Source organism: Niallia sp. RD1 (assembly GCF_024219955.1).
GTDB lineage: Bacteria > Bacillota > Bacilli > Bacillales > Cytobacillaceae > Niallia > Niallia alba.
On the sequence record NZ_CP100420.1, the window covers coordinates 79,142 to 101,330 of the forward strand.

A 22,189-nucleotide genomic window follows, 5' to 3' on the forward strand; every position below is an offset into this window, starting at 1 on the left:
CACTATTTGTAAATAAGGAAGAATTAGGATAGGCATAGGTAAATCCATTAATTTATTCACCCTTAGGACATTGCTTGTCTATACTATATGGAATAGATGTCGCAGGAGGAATGGTAAATAAAATGAATTCACTTTTGGATTTCACGAATAAGACAGCAATTATCTCTGGAGGGAGTCGAGGATTAGGAGAACAGATAGCTACTACATTAGGGGAAGCAGGTGCTAATATCGTCATTTGTTCGAGAAACATAGAACAGTGTTCAAAGACAGCTACTAAGTTACAGAATAAAGGGGTAAACGTATTAGCCCTTCCTTGCGATGTATCCAAAAAAGAGGAGATAGACCGTGTTATAAGTAAAACAATCGCCAAATTCGGAACGATAGACATCTTAATTAATAACAGTGGTACTTCCTGGATGGCACCTTTTCTAGATTATCCAGAGGACAAATGGGACAAAGTGCTCGAGGTTAATCTTAAAGGTTCTTTTTTATTTTCACAGGCAGTCGCTAAACAAATGGTGGAGCAAAAACAAGGCAAAATTATCAATGTTTCTTCCGTTACAGCATTTAATGGTACACCACCACAATTATTAGATGCGATTGCGTATAACACAAGTAAGGGTGCACTTATTACGTTAACTAAGGAATTAGCTATAAAATTAGCCCCCTACAATATACAAGTAAATGCGATTGCACCAGGATTTTTCCCGACAAAAATAACGACAGTATTTGAAGACCATTATAAACAAATTACTGCAAGAATTCCGGCAGGACGTTTAGGACAACTAACTGATTTAGACGGAATTATTCTTCTCTTGTCCGGAGAAGCATCCAATTATATCACCGGACAAACTATTGCCATTGATGGTGGACTTTCTTCAAGTCTATAAGTAAAGTGCAAGCTAAAAAAAGAAAAGAAAGAGGGATAGGAAAATGGCTCATGTTACAATCGACTTTTATGAGTTATTAAAAAAAGGTGGAACATTGCTACAATATCGATTAAATAATCGAATTAAAAATAGCTTAAATCAAATGTCTGTCATTGATTTAACTAATTCAAAAGCAAATCCATTAACCAACAAAATAGATCAAATTCAAAATTACACAGAACAATTAAGTAATTATATTAATCTTCCTACTAAAACAGATTTAGCGAATGCAACCCAACTAATTCTTCAATCTGAAGAAAAAATTGATAGTCTAGATGATCAATTATTTGAATTAACAAATATGATGAAAGAAGTTAAACAACTAATCGAACAACTAGGCAGTAACCCTTCTGATGATTATTCCAATCAATTGACCAATAAAATCACCGAGCAAGAGCAAAGAATTTCTACTCTACAAAATGAATTAGTGCAAGCAAGACAACAATTGGATTCCCAAAAAGAAGAATTCAACTTTACTAATCAGGCGATATAAAAATGGCAAAAAAAAATCTAGCTAATTTCATTCATACCTTATCGTACGATCCAGTTGTCGGGCAATCAGAAAGATATGCAATATGGAAGAAAAATAAAGCAACGTTGTGGTACTACCCTGCTAAAAGAAGAAAATACAAAGAATCCATCTACCTTATTTATTCTATCGTAAATAAACCATATATTCTCGACTTAGGTCCTTCTATGAGTTTAATCGAGGCGTTTAATACTGCAGGATATGATGTATATTTAATCGATTTTGGTATACCTGCATATGAAGATCGCCACTTAACAATAGATGATTATATAACAAAGTACATTCAGCAAGGATTTAAAAGGGCAATTCGACATGCCGGAACGGATTCTTTTACAGTCATTGGTTTTTGTCTAGGAGGAACACTTGCTACCATATTTGCTGCATTAGATAATCATCATATAAAAAATTTAATTCTAGCTGTTTCTCCTATCGATTTTTCTGCTTTTCCTGATTACAATAATTGGCTGATGGCCCTTCGCGAAAATGAATTACAGATTGACGAACTTATTGATAAAATGGGGATCATTCCACCAGAATCGGTAAAATACGGGACAAGATTACTTGTTGCCCCCTTGTCATTCAGTCATTATTTAGCACTTCTCAATCGTTCTGGAGAAAAGAATTACACCGAGAAATGGGCAAGAATGAACAAATGGACACTTGATCACATTCCAGTTGCTGGTGAAACTTTTAAACAAATTATGAATGATTTTGTAAGGGATAATAAAATGGTTGAGGGTGGATTAACAATCAATGGAGAAGAAATTGATTTCTCTAACATCCAATCCAATCTACTCGTATTTTCCACCAAAAATGATCCTCTTGTTCCTAGTTCACTTTGCGAACCAATCATGAATCTTGTTTCAAGCAAAGATAAATCCTTTGTTTTATGTGAAGGGGGACATGCTGGTCTTGTTGCGAAATCACATATGCCAGAGCCGATGGAATCTTGGCTGAGAGCTCATAGTACGTCTATTTAAATCAAAACCACCAGTGTGAACTGGTGGTTTGCTCTGCGGCTAAAAGCCTCTCTTACCGGCCTCGGCCTTAAAGGCCCACTGAAAAGGTTTCCCTTCTGCACCACATTCACTCACCAATTCTAAAGAATTTCTTTATTTACTTCCGATTTTTCTCACCCGTGAACGGATCGAATTCTTCGAACAAAGTTAGCTGATCAGCCATATAATCTTCTTTCAGCTGATTTCTTATATATTCTTGTATTTGTTTCTTATTTCTCCCCACGGTATCAACGTAGAAACCACGACACCAAAATTTACGATTCCCATAGCGATATTTCAAATTCGCATGTCGATCAAATATCATCAGGCTACTTTTTCCTTTTAGGTAACCCATGAACTGCGATACACTTAATTTTGGTGGAATACTAACCAACATATGGATATGATCCGGACAGGCATTTGCTTCATGTATAATGACACCTTTTCTTTCACATAGCTCTCTTATGATTTGTCCTATACTCTTTTTGTATTTGCCATAAATAATTTGCCTTCTGTATTTTGGGGCAAAGACTATGTGATACTTACAATTCCATGTTGTATGTGCTAAACTGTTCATGTCCTTCATAAGGGCATACCTCCTTCTTGCGTGAGATAAAGTGGTCGGGAAACCAACTTTATCCTACCATGAAAGGAGGTTTTTTTGTTACCTCGCTATAAGCTCTCCGGAACCCCCGGCATAGCCAGGGGTTTTCGAAACCATCAAAAAAGATGCCAAAGCCCCGTTTCTTATAGGGGCTTTGGCAAATTACATATATTAGAAAACTTTCACCAGTGGTTTTTTATCATCTCCCACTGATGGCTAGTTGCACTTATCGGACCTTTACAGGAAAGCTTCCACACCTAGTAGCTTCCTCGATTTTCCACAGCTTGAGCTGGCGCCTTGCTGTCCGTTAAGAGCGAGATAAAATATCTTTATTTTGCACCTTCAAATCGTTCCACAAATAGTGCTAAAGTTCTTGTCATGACGCCCGTTGCACCTGCTTGACCTAAATCAGTTGTTTTACTTTGCGTTGACGTTCCAGCAATATCTAGATGTACCCATGGAGTTTCCTCTGCAAATTCTCCAATAAAAGCACCACCCATAATTGCATGCCCTGCTCCACCTGGTGAATTATTTAAATCAGCAATCGGGCTATTGCGTACTAATTTCTTATGACTATCAAAAATAGGCAATCTCCACATTTGCTCGCCCGCTTCATAGGATGCTTCTAGCACTTGTTCAAATAATGATTCATTATTCGTCATGGCACCAGTTGTCTCCATCCCTAATGCAGTGATTACCCCACCTGTTAGTGTTGCAACATCAACAAGATAATTAGCTCCATGATGTTTAGCATAGGTTACTGCATCTGCTAAAACTAACCGACCTTCTGCATCCGTATTTAATACTTCAATTGTCTTTCCACTCATAGATGTGATAACATCATCTGGTTTAAATGCATGACCACTTATCATATTGTCAGTAGATGGAATAACGGCAACAACGTTTTGTTCTGCTCTTAATTCTCCAATAATCTCCATTGCCCCAAGTACTGCTGCAGCTCCACCCATATCTGTTTTCATGCCAACAATACCTGCTTTTGTCTTAATAGAATAGCCACCTGTATCAAACGTAATCCCTTTTCCTACTAAGCCAATGACATCTTCCCAGTTTTCTTTTCCTTGATATTTTAGAACAATCATTTTAGGGGGCTCGGTAGAACCTTGGTTTACTGCCAGTAACGCACCCATCCCAAGCTTCAGCATATCTTCTTTTTCTAAGATTTCTGCTTCAAATCCATATTTTCCTGCTAATTCTAAAGCAAAATTTGCTAGATCTGTTGCCTTTAACATATTTCCTGGTAGATTAACTAGCGTACGAGCAGAGTTTGTTGCTTGTCCATATACATAACCTACCGTTAGTGATGCCTTTACTTCTTCACCTTCCGCATTGCTATAGACGGTAATTTCCATAATTTCCTTTTCTGGTTCATTAGACTTTTGCTTATAGCCTGCAAATTCATACGTAGAAAGCCCAAATGCTTCACTGCATGCATGCGCAACATCCTGTGCTTCATTCTGTTCTGTTACAAAGGAATCCAAATAAATAGCTGTTTCCACCCATTTTTCACTTTTAATACGTTTAAATGTTGCTCCAAAGATTTCTTTTAGTTCATTAAAAGAAAGTTCTTTTTCCTTGCCTAATCCAACAAAAACAATTCTTTTTGCTCCAATTTTCCCAAAAGTATGTATAACCGTAATGGATTTTTTCTTTGCTGAAATATCGCCATCTTTTACTAGATTGGTTAACTCTCCATCAAAGCGTTCATCTAATTGTTGAAGCTTTCCTTCTAATTTAATAGATTTATCAAATAACCCGACAATGATACTTTCATGGTTATTTTGCAATTCCCATTCTGACTGATATGAAAACATATACTCATTCCTCCATTCATTTCTTCTTCCATTATAACGAATTTATTCATCATTTCGTATAGCTAATTAAATTTTCTAACATCTATTCTGCAAATATAAAAAGATTTTTTCGAATTTAAGTAGAAAGCTCGATAATTGGTTATGTTATAATAAGATAAGTGGAAACGCAAAAATTAGAGGCGTAGTCAATGCTATCCTAATAGGCAACCATAATGGCATTTATTACTCTTCGATGGCTTTAAAAATATACATACATAAAGAAAATCATTACACTCTATTATTAACTCCACTGTCTACCCCCTTATTTCCATTAACATTCCTTATATGAAAGATTAATAATGAGTTAAATAAGGTATACATACTAAAAGTACTACAGATTCTACCAAGAAATGACGAGGTGTTTTTTTATGGAACTACTAGCTAACTTCCCTTTACTTGCGAGCTTATTTGCAATCTTTTTTGCACAATTTGTCAAAGTACCGATTACCTTTTTTGTTACAAAAAAAATTGATTGGTCTTTGTTAACTAGTACTGGAGGCATGCCAAGTTCTCATTCAGCCGCTGTGACCGCCCTTTCAACAGGGATTGCACTTCAAACAGGATTTGATTCACCAATATTTGCTGTTGCTGCAATCTTTGCGATTATCACTATGTTTGATGCAACAGGGGTTAGAAGGCAAGCAGGAGAACAAGCCATTGTTTTAAATCGTTTAGTAAATGATTTTAATAAGTTCTTAAACGAAGCAAAAGGATGGCAAAACAAACCAGAACAAGAAAAAAGAAAAGAATTAAAAGAATTATTGGGACATAAACCAATCGAGGTATTTTTTGGTGGACTAACAGGAATTCTATTAACACTACTTTTACATATGTTAATTTATTATACTGCTATTTGAATAATAAAGACGCTGGGACAAAACCAATATATAATGCGTAAAGACGAACAATCTCTCATTTAGTAGGAAAACCAATTCGTTCCATTGCGCTACAGACACACGATTCGCCGGGGAGCAACCTAAGCCTCCTCGGCTAAAGCCTGTGGGGTCTTAGGCTTTGCTCTACTTCCCGCAGGAGTCGAGTGTCCTCCGCTCCATTTCACCCCGTTTTTAAAGGTTGTTTCGTTCCATCATTTTTTAATAAAGAAAATATAATTATTAGGAAAAACGGAGCAGACTGAATACACGTAGACTCCTATGGGAGCTGCGAGAAAGTCCGAGACCCTGCAGGCGAAGCCGAAGCGGCTCGGCGCTCGCCCCATGGAAAGCGAAGTGTATTCAGTCTGCGGGTGACTACCACAAAACCCATTCAGAATGAAAAAAACAAACAATTATACGAAAATTTGATTAACATCTCCATATAATTGTTCGAATTTATCCTTGGTTAGAATACTGTTGTTCCAGCCTTTAATTCTAGTATAAAAATGTGGATATCCTAAAGGAAGGCTCACACAAACCTTCTTGATTCTTGTAAAAAACACTTTCTATAAGACATCGGTTTTCGATTTATCTATGTAATTATTTATTTTCTGCTTTAGTATACTGTTGACGGAATACTTGCATAGATTCTTCTTCATTTAATGAACTTAATGTTTCTTCTGTTAATTTCCCTTTACCCATTTCCACTATGTATACATCGATTGTTTTCTTGCCCCATTGACTATAGACGTCATCTACGGTTTCATAGTATAAATCTAGTTTATTTCCATTAATCGCTGAACCAGTATCAGCAACTACTCCAAATCCATAATCAGGGATGAAAAGAATAGTACCGATTGGAAATACACTAGTATCAGCAGCAATTGTACTATATAAATCTCTTTTTACTTTTACTCCTGAATAAGTGATTCCAAACTGGGGATGCCCAGGATTCTTACCTGTTGATTCATATCCAGCTGTATATCCAGTTGCAACGACTCTTTTTGTTGGATATTGTGACCAATCTTTCATATTTTCTAGCAAAGGAGGTTTACCTGCAACCTCTTTACTTGATGAAATTTGTGTTTTGTCCACTAATACTTTTTTAAAGCTTTTTAATGCTACACCAATTTGCTTTATTGTATGATCAAACTGATCGTTATCTTCGCTTGCTTCTACTTGTTCGTAACTGCTATAATTTATCGAACTAGCCTTTACACCTGAAATTGACTGAAATGTGGTTAGTAGTGCTGCCATAAAAAGTAGAACCATGCCTACCCTTCTAAAAAACTTTTTATAAAAATTCATATTTTTCACTCCTCCCAAAACTATTCATTTCCCATATTCAAAGAATTTATTCATAAATAGTTAAAAAGCGGAACTTTTCCCCTAGTAAAATACCAAATAATGCAAAAAAATATCAGTTAGGATACACTAATCGATTGTTTCTTATTCCTTCCACTAGTCAATAATCGATGTTAACAGAGGAAAACTACCAAATTTTAACTATACCATTTTAAAAAAGTAGGATGTGGTTCTGCTGAAGATTAAAAAAGTGAGAAATCATAATCATTGTGATATGATAGCTTGTAGAATCAATCTTTATTAGGAGGGTTTAGGAAAATTGGAAGAAAATCAAACCATTTATGATATTACAGTTATTGGTGGTGGACCTGTTGGAATGTTCACTGCTTTCTATGGAGGGATGAGACAAGCAACCGTCAAAATCATTGAAAGTCTCCCTGCACTTGGCGGTCAGCTTACAGCACTCTATCCTGAAAAATATATATATGATATTGCTGGATTTCCGAAAATTCGCGCTCAAGAGTTAGTTGATAACTTAGAAGAGCAAATGAAAAAATTTGAACAGTCTATCGTGCTAGAACAAGCTGTTCAAACGGTTGAAAAACAAGGGGATGGTATTTTCAAAATCACTACAGATAAAGAAGTACATTATTCCAAAACAATTATTATTACAGCTGGAAACGGAGCATTCCAACCTCGTAGATTAGAATTGGAGCAAGCAAAAGAATTTGAAGGAAAAAACCTTCATTACTTTATCAATGACTTAAATCAATTTGCAGGAAAAAAAGTAATGGTGTTTGGCGGTGGGGATTCTGCCGTAGACTGGGCATTAATGCTAGAGCCTATTGCTGATACCGTTTATCTAGCACATAGACGCGATAAATTCCGTGCACATGAGCATAGCGTAGAAAACCTTAAAAATTCAAAAGTTAACATTAAAACACCTTATATTCCTTCTGAATTAGTGGGAGATGAGGAGATTAAACAAGTTATTCTTGAGAATGTAACAACACAAGAAAAAGAAATTATTGATGTAGATGCAGTCATTGTAAACTACGGATTTGTTTCTTCCTTAGGTCCAATTAAAGAATGGGGCTTTGATATTCAAAAGAACTCCATTGTTGTTAACAGCAAAATGGAAACGAATATTCCAGGTATCTATGCTGCAGGCGATATCTGCACATATGACGGAAAAGTAAAATTAATTGCTACTGGATTCGGCGAAGCACCTACAGCTGTTAATAATGCCAAAACATATATGGATCCGAAAGCGCGAGTACAACCGCTTCATAGTACTTCTTTATTTAAATAAACCTACTAAGACGGAGGACAATCTTTTGCTTCTTTTTCACAATTCATTGAATTGCTCTTGAAAAAACAAAGATTGATAACAGTATTTTATTTGTTGCTAACAAAAAACACGACTATCATCTAATTGAATAGTCGTGTTCATTATTCAGCTCTTCGTAATTAGCACTCTTCAGGTGTCCCAGCCACTTTTGCTGTACGGAAAGATGACCCACAACCGCATGAAGCAATCGCATTTGGATTATCGATGGTGAAGCCTCCACCCATTAGAGATTGTTTGTAATCAATTTTTGTTCCTTTTAGAATTGGACCATCGTTTTGATCTACTAAAACACGAATACCAAATTGCTCAAACAATTGATCATTCTCTTCTTTTTCTGGTGAAAAGCCCATTCCATAAGATAAACCACTGCAGCCTCCACCTTTTACTGCTACTCTTAAATAAGAATTTTCTTCGTCATTTTCCTTCATCATTTCTTTTATTTGAAGAGCAGCGGCTTCTGTTATGTGTACAATTTCTTCTGTCACTGTCCATTCTCCTTTCAACGTATCATTATTTTTTATTATATACCTCTATTCCCAACTACTCAACTGAAGGGACTTGTGTAAAACCTAGTAACAAAAGGTTACGTATTGTTGCAAGTATTTGCAAAATAATCATTTGTTACCTCATCATAAATACAAATTTATCCGTTTTCCTTTCCCACTAAAACCGACAGATACTCAAAACAAAGACTTTTTACCTATTTATAATATTTGTATAAGGAGTATTACTCACTGTAATGTATAATAGTATATAGCGAATGCGCCTTATTACCCATCAGACAAAGGAGTGAGCAACTTGAACAAAATTGAACCATTATATGATAAACAATGCACTTGTTTGCTTTGTCATACTAAATTTACTACAAAAAAATTACGTTCAAGATTTGTTAAATTGGAGAAATTAGATACAGATTTTTTTCCTATTTACGCTGAGCATAATCCTCTCCTTTATTTCATAAATGTTTGCCCAGCTTGTGGCTTTTCTTACAGTGATGATACAGTTCCTTCTTTTTCTCCCGATAGTAAAATGATGCTGATTGAAAAAGTATGTTCCCAATGGATTCCTCATTCATTTGGTGAGGTGCGTAGTATAGAAGATAGTGTTAAAACTTATAAGTTAGCCGCTTATTGCGCATCTTTACGGAAGGACAAGCATATTACCCTCGCAGGTCTTCATCTGCGAATTGCATGGCATTATCGGATGTTAAATAATACAGACCAGGAAATGCGTTTTATAAACCTTGCATTATCAGAATATGAGACCTCCTATTCGGTTGGTGATTACCAAGGGACCCAAGTATCAGAATTAAGAACGATTTATTTAATAGCAGATCTTTCTAAGCGTACGAATAATCTTGAAAAGGCTACTAAATATTTTTCGAAAGTAATCGAGCAACAAAGTAGAACAGTGGAAACACAAATTGTGAAGCTTGCCAAAGAAAGTTGGCAGGAAATGAGAGATTACCAAAAAACTTTCATATAAAACAGTTTAAATCAGTGGGTTAATTTTTTCTTCTCGCCGCTGATTTAAACTGTTTTTATTAAAAAGGGTTTTCTTCTAAATATTGATAAATATTTTTCACCAGATCTTTCGAATCTTCTCCTGTTATTACTTCTCCATCTACGAGAGCAAATAACGCTTCTCCACATTGTCCACAATAACTTAAGCAGCCATACTCAATAACATCTACCGTTTCATCCTGCTCAAGCATTTCTTTCGCTTAGTAAGCACCAGATGAAAGGTTACTAAGACAAAATTCGATCAATGGTTTAAACAAACGTCTCACCTCTCTCCTGTAAATTATACTAGTTTTTTCTTGGAATTGTTGCAAAGAATACTAAAGAGAAAAAGCCATTTTCCTACTGTAAAAACGAATAAACTGTCCTAATCTTTTAATATACTCTAAGGAGAAGCTCCGACTTTTATGGACGATTTATATCGCTATAGATATCTTTGCGCTTATATTAAAGGGGGGAAAGAATGAAAAAATTAGTAATATTAGGTGGTGGATATGGCGGTATGCGCGTTTTATCCTCCATCATACCTCATTTACCATATGATTTAATGGTCATCTTAATAGATAAAGTACCATTTCACTTTCTTAAGACAGAATATTATGCAATTGCCGCTGGTACTGTTCATGATAAGAGCCTACAAATTCCTTTTCCTAATCACCCTCAAGTAAGCCTAATACAAGCAGAAGTGGAAAAAATTGATTTACACAATAATAAAGTTTGGTTGACGGGAAAAAATCCAATTGAATACGATGATTTAATTATTGGACTTGGCTGTGAAGACAATTATCATCAAGTCGAAGGTGCAGAAAAATACACTCATAGCATTCAAACCATAAGTAAATCTAAACGTACACATAAGCAGCTCCGCCACTTACCTGAGGGAGCAAAGATAGCTATTATTGGCGGTGGATTAAGTGGAGTGGAATTAGCAGCTGAATTAGCTGAAAGTAGTAAGTTACAAATATCACTTTTCGATCGTGGGGATGCTATACTATCTTCCTATCCTAAAAAAGTAAGAAATTATGTAGAACGATGGTTTAAGGACAAAAAAGTAATTGTTATTAAAAACAGTGTAATTACGCGTATAGAAGAGGATATCGTTTATAACCATGGAAGCCCGATTCCTTTTGACTGCATTGTTTGGACTGCTGGCATACAGCCAAATAAAATAGTACGAACACTAGATGTGGAAAAAGATAAGAAAGGACGAATTACCTTATCAAAGTATCATCACCTTCCTAATAATGATCGTGTGTTTGTTGTCGGCGATTGTGCTAGTTTAAAGCATCCCCCAAGTGCACAGCTTGCTGAAGGTCAAGCAGAACAAATTGCCTTTGTCCTGACATCAAGATGGAAAGGGAAAGTACTTCCAGATCATTTGCCTCCAATAAAGCTAAAAGGAGTCCTTGGATCATTAGGAAAAAAAGTCGGTTTTGGTCTCATTGCCAAAACTGCTTTAACAGGAAGAATTCCCCGTTTAATTAAACACGGAGTCTTATGGAAAGATAAAAATAAAAAAAATAAAATTACTGACTAATAACGCACTAGAGTGCTGTTTTCAATAGGAAAACAGCACTCTTTATTTCTATTTATATACTCGTATATCCGTATTTCTTAAATTCCTCATATATTTTCTTCAATTTTGGATTGCCTTCACCAACAATCTCTCCTTCAATTACGACTACTGGATAAAACAAATCTTCATCAATAATTTTCCGGCAAAATTCATTTTTATCTTCCTCGTAATTAGCTTGAAAAATATCATAGTAATTAATGTGAAAAGTTTGTTCTGGAAATTTTCTACTTAAGGCAGCTTGTAGCCATTCATATGTATCTTTAGAGGATGGCAAATTAACACAGCTTGCACAAATTTGATCTGCACCATATATACTTACTTCAATTTCTTTTTTCAAATAAAATCTCCCCCTTATATAGACACGCTTGCTAATCCTATATTTCAACACTCATAATAGTGCCTTTTTATTTATCCATTGGCTGTTTTCGTAAAGTTTGTTGCTATTATCTGCAACCTATCCATTTATTGTTTATTTAATTCGTGTTCCTTGATTATAGATTTTTTATCCTAATGTGATTATAATAAATAATAGGAAAGGAGTCGATATGTATGCAAGAAGTTGAAATAAAAGAACAAGTACAAGAAGTACTAGATAAATTACGTCCATTCCTTTTAAGAGATGGTGGAGACTGTGAATTAGTTGATGTTGAGGATGGTATTGTTAAGCTACGCTTACTAGGTGCTTGCGGAAGCTGCCCAAGCTCTACCATTACTTTAAAAGCTGGTATTGAGCGTGCTTTATTAGAAGAAGTACCAGGCGTTTATGAAGTAGAGCAAGTATTTTAATCCTTCCTACATTGAAAAGCAGAAAGAGAAAGAGGATGCGATTGCATCCTCTTTTCCTTATTTAATCTCTGTTGCAATAGCTCCAGAACAAATACTTCCTTCCTTATCTATTTCCAAAGGTAGAAAACACATTTCAGGTAGTATAGCCGTTAATCCTTCCATTAACGAATCCATTTCTCCAGGCTTTACAAAGCATAACACCGTTGGTCCTGCCCCACTTAAAGCCACACCATATGCACCAAGCTTATAGGCCTGTTCCTCCATTATTTGCAAATGTGGAACAAGCTCTTTTCGATATGGTTGATGGTACTTGTCCTGTTTCATCATCTTGCCTGCAAGCTTTAAATTGCCTGTTAACAGAGCTGCAACTAGCAAATTGGAGACGGCACCTGCTGAAACAGCTTCTCCAAAAGAAAGAGAGCTTGGCAATACTCCCCGCGATGATTTCGTTAAGAGCTCTTCTTCTGGAATGACCGCCAACACATCTAAATCTATGGAATGAATGATTTCTGCATCCACTTCTTCTCCTATTTGACAGCCAATAACTAATCCACCAAAAATACTCGCACCAACATTATCTGGATGACCCTCCATTTTGGAGGCAATTTCAAACTTCTGTTGTTTAGTCAGCTGCAAATTCCCCACTTGATCAGCTAGCTCAATTCCGGCAACAATAGCAGAAGCGCTAGATCCTAGTCCCCTTGCTAAAGGAATATTGCTGTCAACTTTAATCTGACAAGGGGCAAGAATAGTTTCAAATGTCTTCGCAACTTCGATTGCTGTTCGAATAATGAAATTACTTTCATCATTTGGAAATTCCTTCAGCTCCTCTGTTAACGGAATAACCTCCCAACATTCACTTCGAGCAACTTCCAATGTTAAATATAAGTTTAACGCTAATCCAATACTATCAAAGCCTGGACCTAAGTTTGCGGTGCTTGCCGGAACTTTAATCAGTAACATCTCACCTTCGTTCATATATGAACGACTCCTTTAATATGATTAGCGACTGCTTTCTCATCATTAGGCAGCACTACTGGTTTTAATGGACTCACATCGATAGCTGTATTTGGATCCTTCAAGCCATTTCCTGTAAGAATGGCTACTATTTTGCTGCCCTTTGGAATTTTTCCATTTTGGATATGTTTATACACACCTGCAATAGACGCACAGGAACCTGGTTCAGCAAAAACGCCTTCTTTAGCAGCAATCGCACGATATGCAGCCACAATCTCTTCATCTGTTACTTCATCTATAATTCCATTTGACTCTTCTTGCGCTTGAACAGCTAACTTCCAGCTTGCTGGATTACCGATACGAATTGCTGTAGCAATCGTTTCTGGATTCTCAAACACCCGATTATGCACAATCGCTGCTGCCCCCGCTGCCTCAAAGCCATGAATTTTAGGCAGTCCCGTTTGCTTTACTTCGTGATATTCTTTAAATCCTTTCCAATAGGCACTAATATTCCCAGCATTTCCAACTGGAATTGCTAAGATATCCGGTGCTCCTCCCAATTGATCACATAATTCAAATGCAGCTGTTTTTTGCCCTTCTAATCGGTATGGATTTACAGAGTTTACAAGTGCAACTGGTTCTGTTTCACTTATTTTTCGAACCATTTGCAAAGCTTGATCAAAGTTCCCCTCAATGGCAATAATCTCTGCACCATACATGACGGCTTGTGCGAGTTTCCCCATCGCTATTTTCCCTTCAGGTATAACAACAATACAGCGCATTCCTGCACGTGTAGCATAAGCTGCTGCTGCTGCTGATGTATTTCCAGTAGATGCACAGATAACTGTTGAGTTTCCTTCTTCCTTTGCTTTGGCAACAGCCATTACCATACCTCTATCTTTAAATGAGCCAGTTGGATTTGTTCCTTCTGTTTTTACGTACAACTCTACTCCCCATTCTGCAGACAACTTTTCCAGCTTGATAAGTGGAGTATTTCCTTCATTCAGTGTTAACATTGGTGTAGATTCATTTATTGGTAAATATTCCTTATATTCTTCTAAAAGGCCCTTCCATCTCATTACTTTATTCCTCCCTCAACTCGATAAGAACTTTTTACTGTTCGCACAGATGCTAAATCGCTTAATTCTAATAAAATATTTTCATAGTTTAATAAAGAAGCATGATGGGTAACTAAGACAATTTCCGCTAATCCTTTTTCCTTCACTGGCAATTGAAGAATCTTTTCAAAGCTTACTCCGTGTTGCGAGAAGATGGAGGTAATTTCAGCAAACACACCAACCTCATCTTTCACCTGTAACCGTAAGAAATATTTTGAGAACATTTCATCTGGTTCTTTTAGCTTCTTTTTAAATTGTGGAGCAATGGCACCTTTTCCATTTACACCTAATCTCATATTTTTCAATACATTCATTAAATCAGATACAACAGCAGTTGCTGTAGGCAAACTACCAGCTCCTGGCCCATAAAACATTGTTTGTCCAACCGCTTCCCCGTACACATATACAGCATTGTATTCATTATGAACAGATGCCAATGGATGACTATCTACAATAAAAGTTGGCTGCACACTAACCTCTACTTTTTCTTCGTTCCTTTGTGCAATGCCAATGAGCTTCATTGTATAGCCTAACTGCTTTCCATACAGGATATCTTCATCTGTTACATTAGAAATCCCCTGTACTTTTACATCTTCTAAGCCAATATTCATAGAAAAACCAAGTGTTGCCAAAATAGTCATTTTTCTTGCTGCATCTAGGCCTTCCACATCTGACGTAGGATCACTTTCTGCAAATCCTAATTCTTGTGCTTCTGCTAGGACATCTTCATACGCTCTTTGTTGCTGGCTCATCTTTGTTAATATAAAATTAGTTGTCCCGTTGACAATTCCCATTAATTTAACGATTCGATCTGAGGCTAATCCATCAACTAAACCTCTTAGAATCGGAATTCCCCCTGCAACACTAGCCTCATAAAATAAATCACAATTATTATGGGACGCTGCTTGTAAAAGTTCCGCCCCATGTACAGCCATTAAATCCTTATTGGCTGTCACTACTTGCTTTTTGTTATTTAACGCTTTAAGTAAGATATTCTTTGTCTCTTCAATCCCACCCATTACTTCAATTACCACATCTATTTCAGGATCATCCAAAATGTCATTTGCATCACCCGTTAAGAGAATATCTGTTAACTCAACATCTCTCTCTTTATTGATATTTTTGACAAGAATTTTTCTCACTTTCACTGGGCATCCAACTTGATGCATAATTTTATCCTGATGATTTTCAATAATTTTCACAACACCCGATCCAACAGTTCCTAATCCGAGTAGTCCAATTGAGATTGTCTCCATCTGTTTACCTCCCGCTGATGTTCTTTTTACAAGAACAACTGTCTTTGTATAGTAGACATTATAGTGTTTGAATCCTTTTTTTACAAGGGGTGTTTATACATTCTTTAAAAATTTCTATTTTATAAATAGAATATCACTAGTGTTGCGTAAATAGTGTCATAATTTTCAGTTTAATTGTTTACTCTACTTAGAGCCAAAAAAGTAATTACCTTTCTAAAGGCGGCTCCTGTCCATTTGGAAATTTATTTACAATTAGACCTGTGCAACGACAACAATTTGTTGATTAAGGGATGGCTTTTCCTTCAATTTTGCGAAGCCAGACATGTGCTGGTTTCCACAATGCTGCCCTTAAATAACGGCTAATTTGCAAGGTTTTCCGCTTACTTTTTGTTTCGAGTTGTACCAGAACATGAAGACAAAAAACAATAAGTGCGATAAACACTTGATTTTGAATCGCCCATTCACTTTGACCGTAGAATTTCTTGATATTGAGATGTTGTTTAATCCATTTAAAAAACAGCTCAATTGCCCATCGTGATTTATACATTTCCGATATTTCTTCGGCGCTTAAGTCAAAACGATTTGTGATTAAATGAAGTTCATTACCTTTTGAATCTATTATTTTTAGAAGTCGAAAATAGTTTTCAGCTCGGTTTTGAGTTGTACCAATCAACACCATTTGATCCGACAAAACAGATGAATCCTTGGGTAGTTTAAAATCATAAACCTCCCGTACGACTGCGTTTTTTCGTAGCCTAGAAAGAAAAAAGTAGCCTTCATCGGTCATGCGATCAAAACGCTCGTAGTCTAGATAACCTCGGTCAAACACATACATGCATTCTTTATCGTCAACCATAATCTCAAGTTGACCACGATCGTGTTCGCTTGCCGTTGTCATCACGGCTTTTTCGGGATAGGATTCTCCCTTTTCCATAAATACAAGGCGTAAGTGTAACTTTACGCCTGCCTTAGTTTTGCGGAACTTCGCCCATTTATGATTGGTCAAATTTAGTGGCAAAGTACTTGAATCAATAATTTTTAACGGCATGACAAGTTTTGTGTAGTGTGTTTTGGCGTGAATTTGTCCGACTAAATCAAGGAAAAGTCTTTGAAACAAATCTGGATTTAGACCATTTAAACGGCGCGAGAGCTGAGAAATGCTTATAGAATCAAGGTCGATTTCCTTTTGAAGATGATCATCAAAAAGGCAATCACTTAACGCATGAAGACTTTCAACTTCTTCTAATTGTGCAAAAAGTAATAGTTTTAGGAATGATTCTGTCGTTAACTTTTTCGTATAGCAATCTAATTTCAATGTTTTCACCTGTTCTTCAAATAATTGAAGATTAATTGGCGAAAACCATTGTCCAAATGAAGTTTTTCGTGTAATCTTGTCCATGAGATTGGTCCTTTTTTAGTGGATTTGGACGGGTTACCACCTGACTTATCCATTATAAAGGACTTTTTCTATGCATAAAATAATAAAAGTGAACATTTCGAGTATTTTTAATAGTGAAATTAAATTAATGCAACACTAGTGATAGAATATATATGTATTTATTCTAAAAAAAATCAAAAGAATGCTCGTTTACTTATTGAATCCATTATATAGGAAGATGATAATAATCTAAAAGGAAAATTATAAATTTTATGTATATTTAGATTTTTATTTACATTTTATATTTTTTAATGGTTTTTCCGCTCTATTATGTTTACATGTGAGCGAAGGTTTAGATTAATCATCTTTGCTGTTACCTTTTCTTCTCCCTAGATATAACGCACTCTAATCTATATATTCTTTTAATGAAAGGCTGTTTTCATAAAGTTTGTTTCGATTACCCGCTGCCGGAATACACTTCGCTTTCCGTGGGCTAAGCTTAAGCCACCTCCGCTTCGTCTTCGTGTATTCCGGCTGCTCCATTTTCCAACTAATTCTTTTTTCCTATCGAATAAACATCAATCCTTTAGAAAACAGCCTAATGAAATATAAAAAGACCTTATTAAAAACATAAAATGTGATTTTAACAAGATCTTCTATAACCATTGCTTCTCCCCATTATTCACAGCCAGGAAACAATAGGTATTTTCATTGTTTTAACTGGTACTTCTGTATTTTGGTAAAATTCCTTTAGAAAAATTTCTAAATCCCTTGATTGATTGAGCATTTTCTTTAACTTTTCTTCTAAGAATAATTGGTCTGCTTCATGTGTAGCAGAATAATAATTTTCTACACATTCAACATAATGGATAGGGAATAACAGTCTGGCATATATTAATCTCCATGCAAAAGAGCTTAATGGCATGACACTTTGATATTCCTCATAAAACGTCTTCACTTCTCTATGATATGTTTTAATATTTCTAAAATAGCGATCTCTTGTCCATTCAGCAAGATCTCTACCACAGTGATCAAAAACCCAGTCAAATGGATTTTTGATATAATATTCTCCTGCCCATGTATCTTTGGTAAAACGGTTATAACAAATCGTACCACTATCTACAGCGCTCGGATCATCATCTAATTCTGTGTCCACAAGATATTGAATGGCATTCTCAGCAATTCCCATATAATAGGGAAAAGACTCTAAAAATAATTTATCAAAGTCACTTTCTGGTTGTTTATATAACATACTGTTCCAGAAACCTTCCATTTGATCCATTCTTTGTTCCCACATACTTTTCCATTGTCCCATCCTACTTATTTTTTGGACACCAAATTGAACGGTTCTTCCTCTAAAATGAAACTTTCCCAGTTTCCGTCCTAATTGTCGAGATTGAAATGGACGTATTCGATCATTAATAAGTACACAAAAGTGTTGCTCATTCATTTCTGTTTGTTTTGTGCCTTCTTTAGTCTCTAATAACATACTGACATGTCGATCTCCAGTCTGATATATATGTGCAGCTATTTGGTCTCTTTCGTCTAGCTCTTCTTCGTCTATACTCCCTACAGGAACAAGTGTATATAGTCTCCCTTGACTAATACAAGCTTCGTAGTGGCCAATTCTAGTTTCCTCTTCCACATCAATCCCATACTTTGAAGATAAAATATTCTGAATCAATTTCTCCTCCTCCTCATTTCCCTCTCTTTTAGGAGTATATGATTGAGACTGTTAAAACTTGTTAAGAGGATTAAATTAATGAAAAGTAAGTTCCTGGAAACAATAGGAGTAGAGGAACATTTATCAATGATTGTGCATATAATAATAAACACTGTGAATACATAGTGAATAAATAAAGAAAAGGTGAAGTTCATGTCATTAAAAGACCTAACAGAAAAAACAGCTAGAAAGTGGTTACATGAACGCGGAGTTGACATAGAAGATATTGCGAAGCTTGTTTTTCTTTTACAAGAGAAGTATCATAAAGATTTACAAATGGAAGACTGTATTCACAATGTGGAAAGAGTACTTTCAAAAAGAGAGGTTCAAAATGCTATTATTACAGGAATTCAATTAGATGTGCTGGCAGAAAAGAAGCTTTTAGAATCTCCCCTTCAAGAAATAGTGGAAACTGATGAAGGTCTTTATGGGGTAGATGAAGTACTTGCCTTTTCTATTGTGAATGTCTATGGCTCAATTGGATTTACAAATTACGGATATGTAGATAAATTAAAACCGGGTATTTTACAAAAGTTAAATGATAAGAGTACTGGTGAATGTCATACTTTTTTAGATGACATTGTCGGTGCCATAGCAGCAGCTGCTTCAAGTAGACTAGCCCACCGTGCTAAAGGGGAGGAATAAGTCAAGAAGTTGAATGCTTTACAAAAAAGGACGTTTCAAACCCTGTATGGTATTGAAACGTCCTCTTTTTATTATTGTCATTATTTTTTTATGACCCACTCACTTAAACTATCTACTGTATAAGCCGGCTGGACGGAATAACTACTTAATTGCGCTTTCGTTGTAACACCTGTATGGACAAGAAGAGTATCCATATTTGCATTGATACCTGCCATAATATCGGTTTGATAATTATCTCCTACCATTAAAACATCCTCTTTAGGTAAGTTCAATAATTTTATTGCTTGGTTAATGATAATAGATTCTGGTTTTCCAACAACGACTGGTTGTTGTTGTGTACTTACAGAAATGACAGAAGTTAAAGCCCCATTTCCTGGCAATAAACCCCGTTCACTTGGCAACGCTGTATCACCATTTGTAATCACAAACTTTGCTCCATTTCGAACAGCCAAGCATGCTACTGTTAATTTTTCATAGGTAATCTGCTGATCAAGCCCAGCAACCACATAATCAACATCTTCTGAATCTTCCACTAGCTTCAAGTCCTTATCCACTAATGCTCGTTGAAGGCCTTCTTCCCCAATCATAAATACTCTTGCTCCTGGGGATTTTTCAGCAATATAATTAGCGGATGCCATGGCGGAAGTAAATACTTCATTCGCTTTTGCTGGTATCTGAAATTCTCTCAGCTTTTGCGCTACCTGTTCTGGTGTTTTCGTTGAATTGTTCGTTACATATAAATAGGGAATTTGCGCCGCAATTAATTGTTTGACAAATTCAGCTGCCTCCGCAATAACCTCTGTTCCTCTATACATAGTACCATCTAAATCAATTAAATATCCTCTATATGCTTTCATTGATAAAAAATCCTTTCACTGCTAGATATTAATTTTTAAATGCAGAAACAGGCCCTAGTTCATGCGTTAAATAGTTACTTACAGATGGGGGAAATGCTTTTATGGAAAGCATCTTCGCTTCAAATGCAGAAACTAGTCCCGTATGATCAATATTCGTATACTGATGAACAAGCTGTTTTCTCCAAAGAATTAGTCCCTTAATATCTTCCCCTATTTCCTGTGTAATAACTTTTTCATCGATAAGTATATCTACAATGTCATCATAACTTCCGGGATCTCTCATAATAAAACCATCAATCATACTATTTCCCACGTCCAAAATGACTTCAATCATCATATGGGTAATCCTCTCAAGTGCCACCTTTTCCAGAAATGTACTCCAAGTATCTTGTTTTTCAAACTGACTGATAAGCTCATGGTAATAGGTTAACTGTTCTTCTATTTTTTCTCGGTCCACAAAATACATATTCCATTACTCCTTTCGTGCCTTATGAGATTTGTAAATGATTGCTTAAACTAGTAGGCTTGGCATAGAAATATCCTTGAGCTAAGTCGACTTTATTCTTCGATAAAATAGAGGCTTCCTCTGCACTTTCGATTCCTTCTGCAACCACAACAGATCCAACTTCTTTTGCTATAAGAAGCAGTCCTTTTAACATCGATTCTTTTACTGAATTTTTATCAATATTTTGAATAACAGAGCGGTCGATTTTGATAATATCTGGCATAATTTCACTAATTGAATTTAAACTTGCATACCCTGCCCCTGTATCATCAACTGCGATTAAAAAACCAAGCATTCTTAATACTTTGAGATTATTAGTAAAATGCTCTAACCCTTCAAAAGAATCTCTTTCTGTAATTTCAATCGTAATTTTTTGGGGAGAAATCCCTTTAAATCGACGAATAACTGCTTTAATATCTTTAATAAACCGAGGATTCCCTATTGTAACCGGTGTGAAGTTAATAAAGATATTATGCCGCCATTTTGTTTGCTGAATTTGTTCAAAAGCTTTTTCGAGAACAATCATTTCAAGCTCGTACAAAAACTTCGTTTGCCTTGCTAAGGAAAAGAGTTGAAGAGGATTTTCTAATGAAGTTCCTTTAGGTCCCCTCGTCAGCATTTCACAGGCATGAATTTTATTTGTTTCTACATCCATAATAGGTTGGGCCAATAAGTGGATGCTTTTATTGGCTACAATATCGCTTAATGTATAGACTAATTTATTGAATTCTGTATCTGATCTTTTATGAGCCATGGCAAGCGCAAATTCATGAGCGGTTTGAATGGCTTCAGAAAGATAGGTATATTTTTTCTCAATAAACATGTACCCTGTATTAAATACTGGGTGAATACTTCCCGAGGCACGCAAGCCACTTTCAACATTATGTATAATTTTTTTTACTAAGCCATCTAGCATGGCCAAACACTCAGTTCCTTGCTCCCATCTAATAAACATGGTCAATCCGTTCGGATTATAATCATGAATAGCAATGATTTCATTAGAAACAGTTGATTGTATCGTTGTACGAAACGATTTTTTTAGCACTCGGATATAATGAAAAAAATCCTCTGTCTCTAACTGTTGCTTTATCCTATGTAAATTCGTTATATCCATCACAATAACGGCTACTTCATATCCATTATTCATCGCTTTTTCTACTTGATGAATGATCGGGTCTCGTAGAACAAATGATGGGGGAAAATACTTTATACATTTTGCTGGAAGGAATAATTTCCCCCAATTCAATAACCTAGCATATACAGTCTCTTGATATTTCATAGCTCCATTCCTCTCAAAAAGCCAACTTTTTCTGTCACTAAAGCAATTATTTCTCTATAGATGGACTTCCCTTTACTTCTACCCTTACAAAGCTAACATTTAATTTAGAAGCAAAAAGTCACATTAG

The 22,189-nt window shown here is 35.8% G+C and carries 22 protein-coding genes and 1 pseudogene; 9 read left to right on the top strand and 14 right to left on the bottom strand.

What is annotated here, in order from left to right; translation table 11 throughout:
* Positions 1-122: 122 nt before the first annotated feature.
* The 3 genes from NKG37_RS00520 to NKG37_RS00530 are packed head-to-tail and all read left to right on the top strand — an operon-like array spanning position 123 to position 2,438.
* Positions 123-890, top strand: a complete 768-nt coding sequence (locus NKG37_RS00520; protein ID WP_254415622.1) for a glucose 1-dehydrogenase — start codon at positions 123-125, stop codon at positions 888-890.
* A gap of 43 nt (positions 891-933) precedes the next feature.
* Positions 934-1,422 carry a hypothetical protein gene (locus NKG37_RS00525; protein WP_254415623.1) on the top strand — a complete coding sequence of 163 codons (489 nt, stop codon included), beginning with the start codon at positions 934-936 and terminating at the stop codon, positions 1,420-1,422.
* A gap of 2 nt (positions 1,423-1,424) precedes the next feature.
* Complete coding sequence (locus NKG37_RS00530; protein ID WP_254415624.1) at positions 1,425-2,438, top strand: alpha/beta fold hydrolase; 1,014 nt, start codon at positions 1,425-1,427, stop codon at positions 2,436-2,438.
* Positions 2,439-2,574: 136 nt separating this feature from the next.
* Here the strand turns inward: NKG37_RS00530 and tnpA are convergent, their stop codons facing one another.
* Together tnpA and NKG37_RS00540 are read right to left on the bottom strand one after the other, a co-directional pair.
* Complete coding sequence (gene tnpA, locus NKG37_RS00535) at positions 2,575-3,042, bottom strand: IS200/IS605 family transposase (RefSeq protein ID WP_100525941.1); 468 nt, start codon at positions 3,040-3,042, stop codon at positions 2,575-2,577.
* Between the two features lie 347 nt (positions 3,043-3,389).
* On the bottom strand, positions 3,390-4,892 hold the full coding sequence (locus tag NKG37_RS00540; protein ID WP_254415625.1) for a leucyl aminopeptidase: 1,503 nt from the start codon (positions 4,890-4,892) through the stop codon (positions 3,390-3,392).
* Between the two features lie 407 nt (positions 4,893-5,299).
* Here NKG37_RS00540 and NKG37_RS00545 point away from each other — a divergent pair, with 407 nt between their 5' ends.
* Positions 5,300-5,788 carry a divergent PAP2 family protein gene (locus NKG37_RS00545; RefSeq protein WP_254415626.1) on the top strand — a complete coding sequence of 163 codons (489 nt, stop codon included), beginning with the start codon at positions 5,300-5,302 and terminating at the stop codon, positions 5,786-5,788.
* Between the two features lie 618 nt (positions 5,789-6,406).
* Here NKG37_RS00545 and NKG37_RS00550 read toward each other — a convergent pair.
* On the bottom strand, positions 6,407-7,114 hold the full coding sequence (locus NKG37_RS00550; protein WP_101729210.1) for a 3D domain-containing protein: 708 nt from the start codon (positions 7,112-7,114) through the stop codon (positions 6,407-6,409).
* Between the two features lie 316 nt (positions 7,115-7,430).
* On the opposite strand from NKG37_RS00550, the gene NKG37_RS00555 reads away from it, so the two are divergent.
* Positions 7,431-8,423 (top strand): NAD(P)/FAD-dependent oxidoreductase, encoded by a 993-nt coding sequence (locus NKG37_RS00555; RefSeq protein ID WP_016202402.1) that lies wholly within the window; start codon positions 7,431-7,433, stop codon positions 8,421-8,423.
* A gap of 158 nt (positions 8,424-8,581) precedes the next feature.
* On the opposite strand, the gene NKG37_RS00560 is transcribed toward NKG37_RS00555, so the two are convergent.
* Complete coding sequence (locus NKG37_RS00560; RefSeq protein WP_051993900.1) at positions 8,582-8,893, bottom strand: HesB/IscA family protein; 312 nt, start codon at positions 8,891-8,893, stop codon at positions 8,582-8,584.
* 367 nt (positions 8,894-9,260) lie between these two features.
* On the opposite strand from NKG37_RS00560, the gene NKG37_RS00565 reads away from it, so the two are divergent.
* Positions 9,261-9,947 (top strand): DUF2225 domain-containing protein, encoded by a 687-nt coding sequence (locus NKG37_RS00565; protein ID WP_101729211.1) that lies wholly within the window; start codon positions 9,261-9,263, stop codon positions 9,945-9,947.
* A gap of 58 nt (positions 9,948-10,005) precedes the next feature.
* Here NKG37_RS00565 and NKG37_RS00570 read toward each other — a convergent pair.
* Positions 10,006-10,242 (bottom strand): annotated as a pseudogene (locus NKG37_RS00570) (YuzB family protein).
* Positions 10,243-10,445: 203 nt separating this feature from the next.
* Between NKG37_RS00570 and NKG37_RS00575 the strand changes: the two are divergent.
* Entirely contained in the window at positions 10,446-11,519 is a 1,074-nt protein-coding gene (locus tag NKG37_RS00575) for an NAD(P)/FAD-dependent oxidoreductase (RefSeq protein WP_016202406.1), read from the top strand.
* A gap of 52 nt (positions 11,520-11,571) precedes the next feature.
* On the opposite strand, the gene NKG37_RS00580 is transcribed toward NKG37_RS00575, so the two are convergent.
* Complete coding sequence (locus tag NKG37_RS00580; RefSeq protein ID WP_016202407.1) at positions 11,572-11,895, bottom strand: YuzD family protein; 324 nt, start codon at positions 11,893-11,895, stop codon at positions 11,572-11,574.
* Positions 11,896-12,107: 212 nt separating this feature from the next.
* On the opposite strand from NKG37_RS00580, the gene NKG37_RS00585 reads away from it, so the two are divergent.
* Complete coding sequence (locus tag NKG37_RS00585; RefSeq protein ID WP_016202408.1) at positions 12,108-12,344, top strand: NifU family protein; 237 nt, start codon at positions 12,108-12,110, stop codon at positions 12,342-12,344.
* A gap of 57 nt (positions 12,345-12,401) precedes the next feature.
* On the opposite strand, the gene thrB is transcribed toward NKG37_RS00585, so the two are convergent.
* The 5 genes from thrB to yutH all read right to left on the bottom strand — a co-directional run bounded on the left by thrB (position 12,402) and on the right by yutH (position 18,737).
* Positions 12,402-13,322: a homoserine kinase gene (thrB, locus tag NKG37_RS00590; RefSeq protein ID WP_016202409.1), complete on the bottom strand. Its 921-nt coding sequence runs from the start codon at positions 13,320-13,322 to the stop codon at positions 12,402-12,404.
* On the bottom strand, positions 13,319-14,380 hold the full coding sequence (thrC, locus tag NKG37_RS00595) for a threonine synthase (RefSeq protein ID WP_101729212.1): 1,062 nt from the start codon (positions 14,378-14,380) through the stop codon (positions 13,319-13,321). Before thrC ends, thrB begins: the two co-directional genes overlap by 4 nt.
* Positions 14,380-15,675, bottom strand: a complete 1,296-nt coding sequence (locus NKG37_RS00600) for a homoserine dehydrogenase (protein ID WP_169189019.1) — start codon at positions 15,673-15,675, stop codon at positions 14,380-14,382. Before NKG37_RS00600 ends, thrC begins: the two co-directional genes overlap by 1 nt.
* Positions 15,676-15,958: 283 nt before the next feature.
* Entirely contained in the window at positions 15,959-17,074 is a 1,116-nt protein-coding gene (locus NKG37_RS00605; protein WP_169188410.1) for an IS4 family transposase, read from the bottom strand.
* A 661-nt stretch (positions 17,075-17,735) separates the two neighbouring features.
* Entirely contained in the window at positions 17,736-18,737 is a 1,002-nt protein-coding gene (yutH, locus tag NKG37_RS00610; protein WP_016202412.1) for a spore coat putative kinase YutH, read from the bottom strand.
* 192 nt (positions 18,738-18,929) lie between these two features.
* On the opposite strand from yutH, the gene NKG37_RS00615 reads away from it, so the two are divergent.
* Positions 18,930-19,421: a phosphatidylglycerophosphatase A family protein gene (locus NKG37_RS00615; RefSeq protein WP_101729214.1), complete on the top strand. Its 492-nt coding sequence runs from the start codon at positions 18,930-18,932 to the stop codon at positions 19,419-19,421.
* Positions 19,422-19,501: 80 nt separating this feature from the next.
* Here the strand turns inward: NKG37_RS00615 and NKG37_RS00620 are convergent, their stop codons facing one another.
* Genes NKG37_RS00620 through NKG37_RS00630 form a run of 3 tightly spaced genes read right to left on the bottom strand, consistent with a single transcriptional unit; the run spans position 19,502 to position 22,062 of the window.
* On the bottom strand, positions 19,502-20,278 hold the full coding sequence (locus NKG37_RS00620; RefSeq protein WP_169189020.1) for a TIGR01457 family HAD-type hydrolase: 777 nt from the start codon (positions 20,276-20,278) through the stop codon (positions 19,502-19,504).
* Positions 20,279-20,306: 28 nt separating this feature from the next.
* Complete coding sequence (locus tag NKG37_RS00625; protein WP_016202416.1) at positions 20,307-20,744, bottom strand: DUF86 domain-containing protein; 438 nt, start codon at positions 20,742-20,744, stop codon at positions 20,307-20,309.
* A 22-nt stretch (positions 20,745-20,766) separates the two neighbouring features.
* Positions 20,767-22,062, bottom strand: coding sequence for an EAL domain-containing protein (locus NKG37_RS00630; protein ID WP_016202417.1), 1,296 nt, complete (start codon positions 22,060-22,062; stop codon positions 20,767-20,769).
* Positions 22,063-22,189 lie beyond the last annotated feature (127 nt).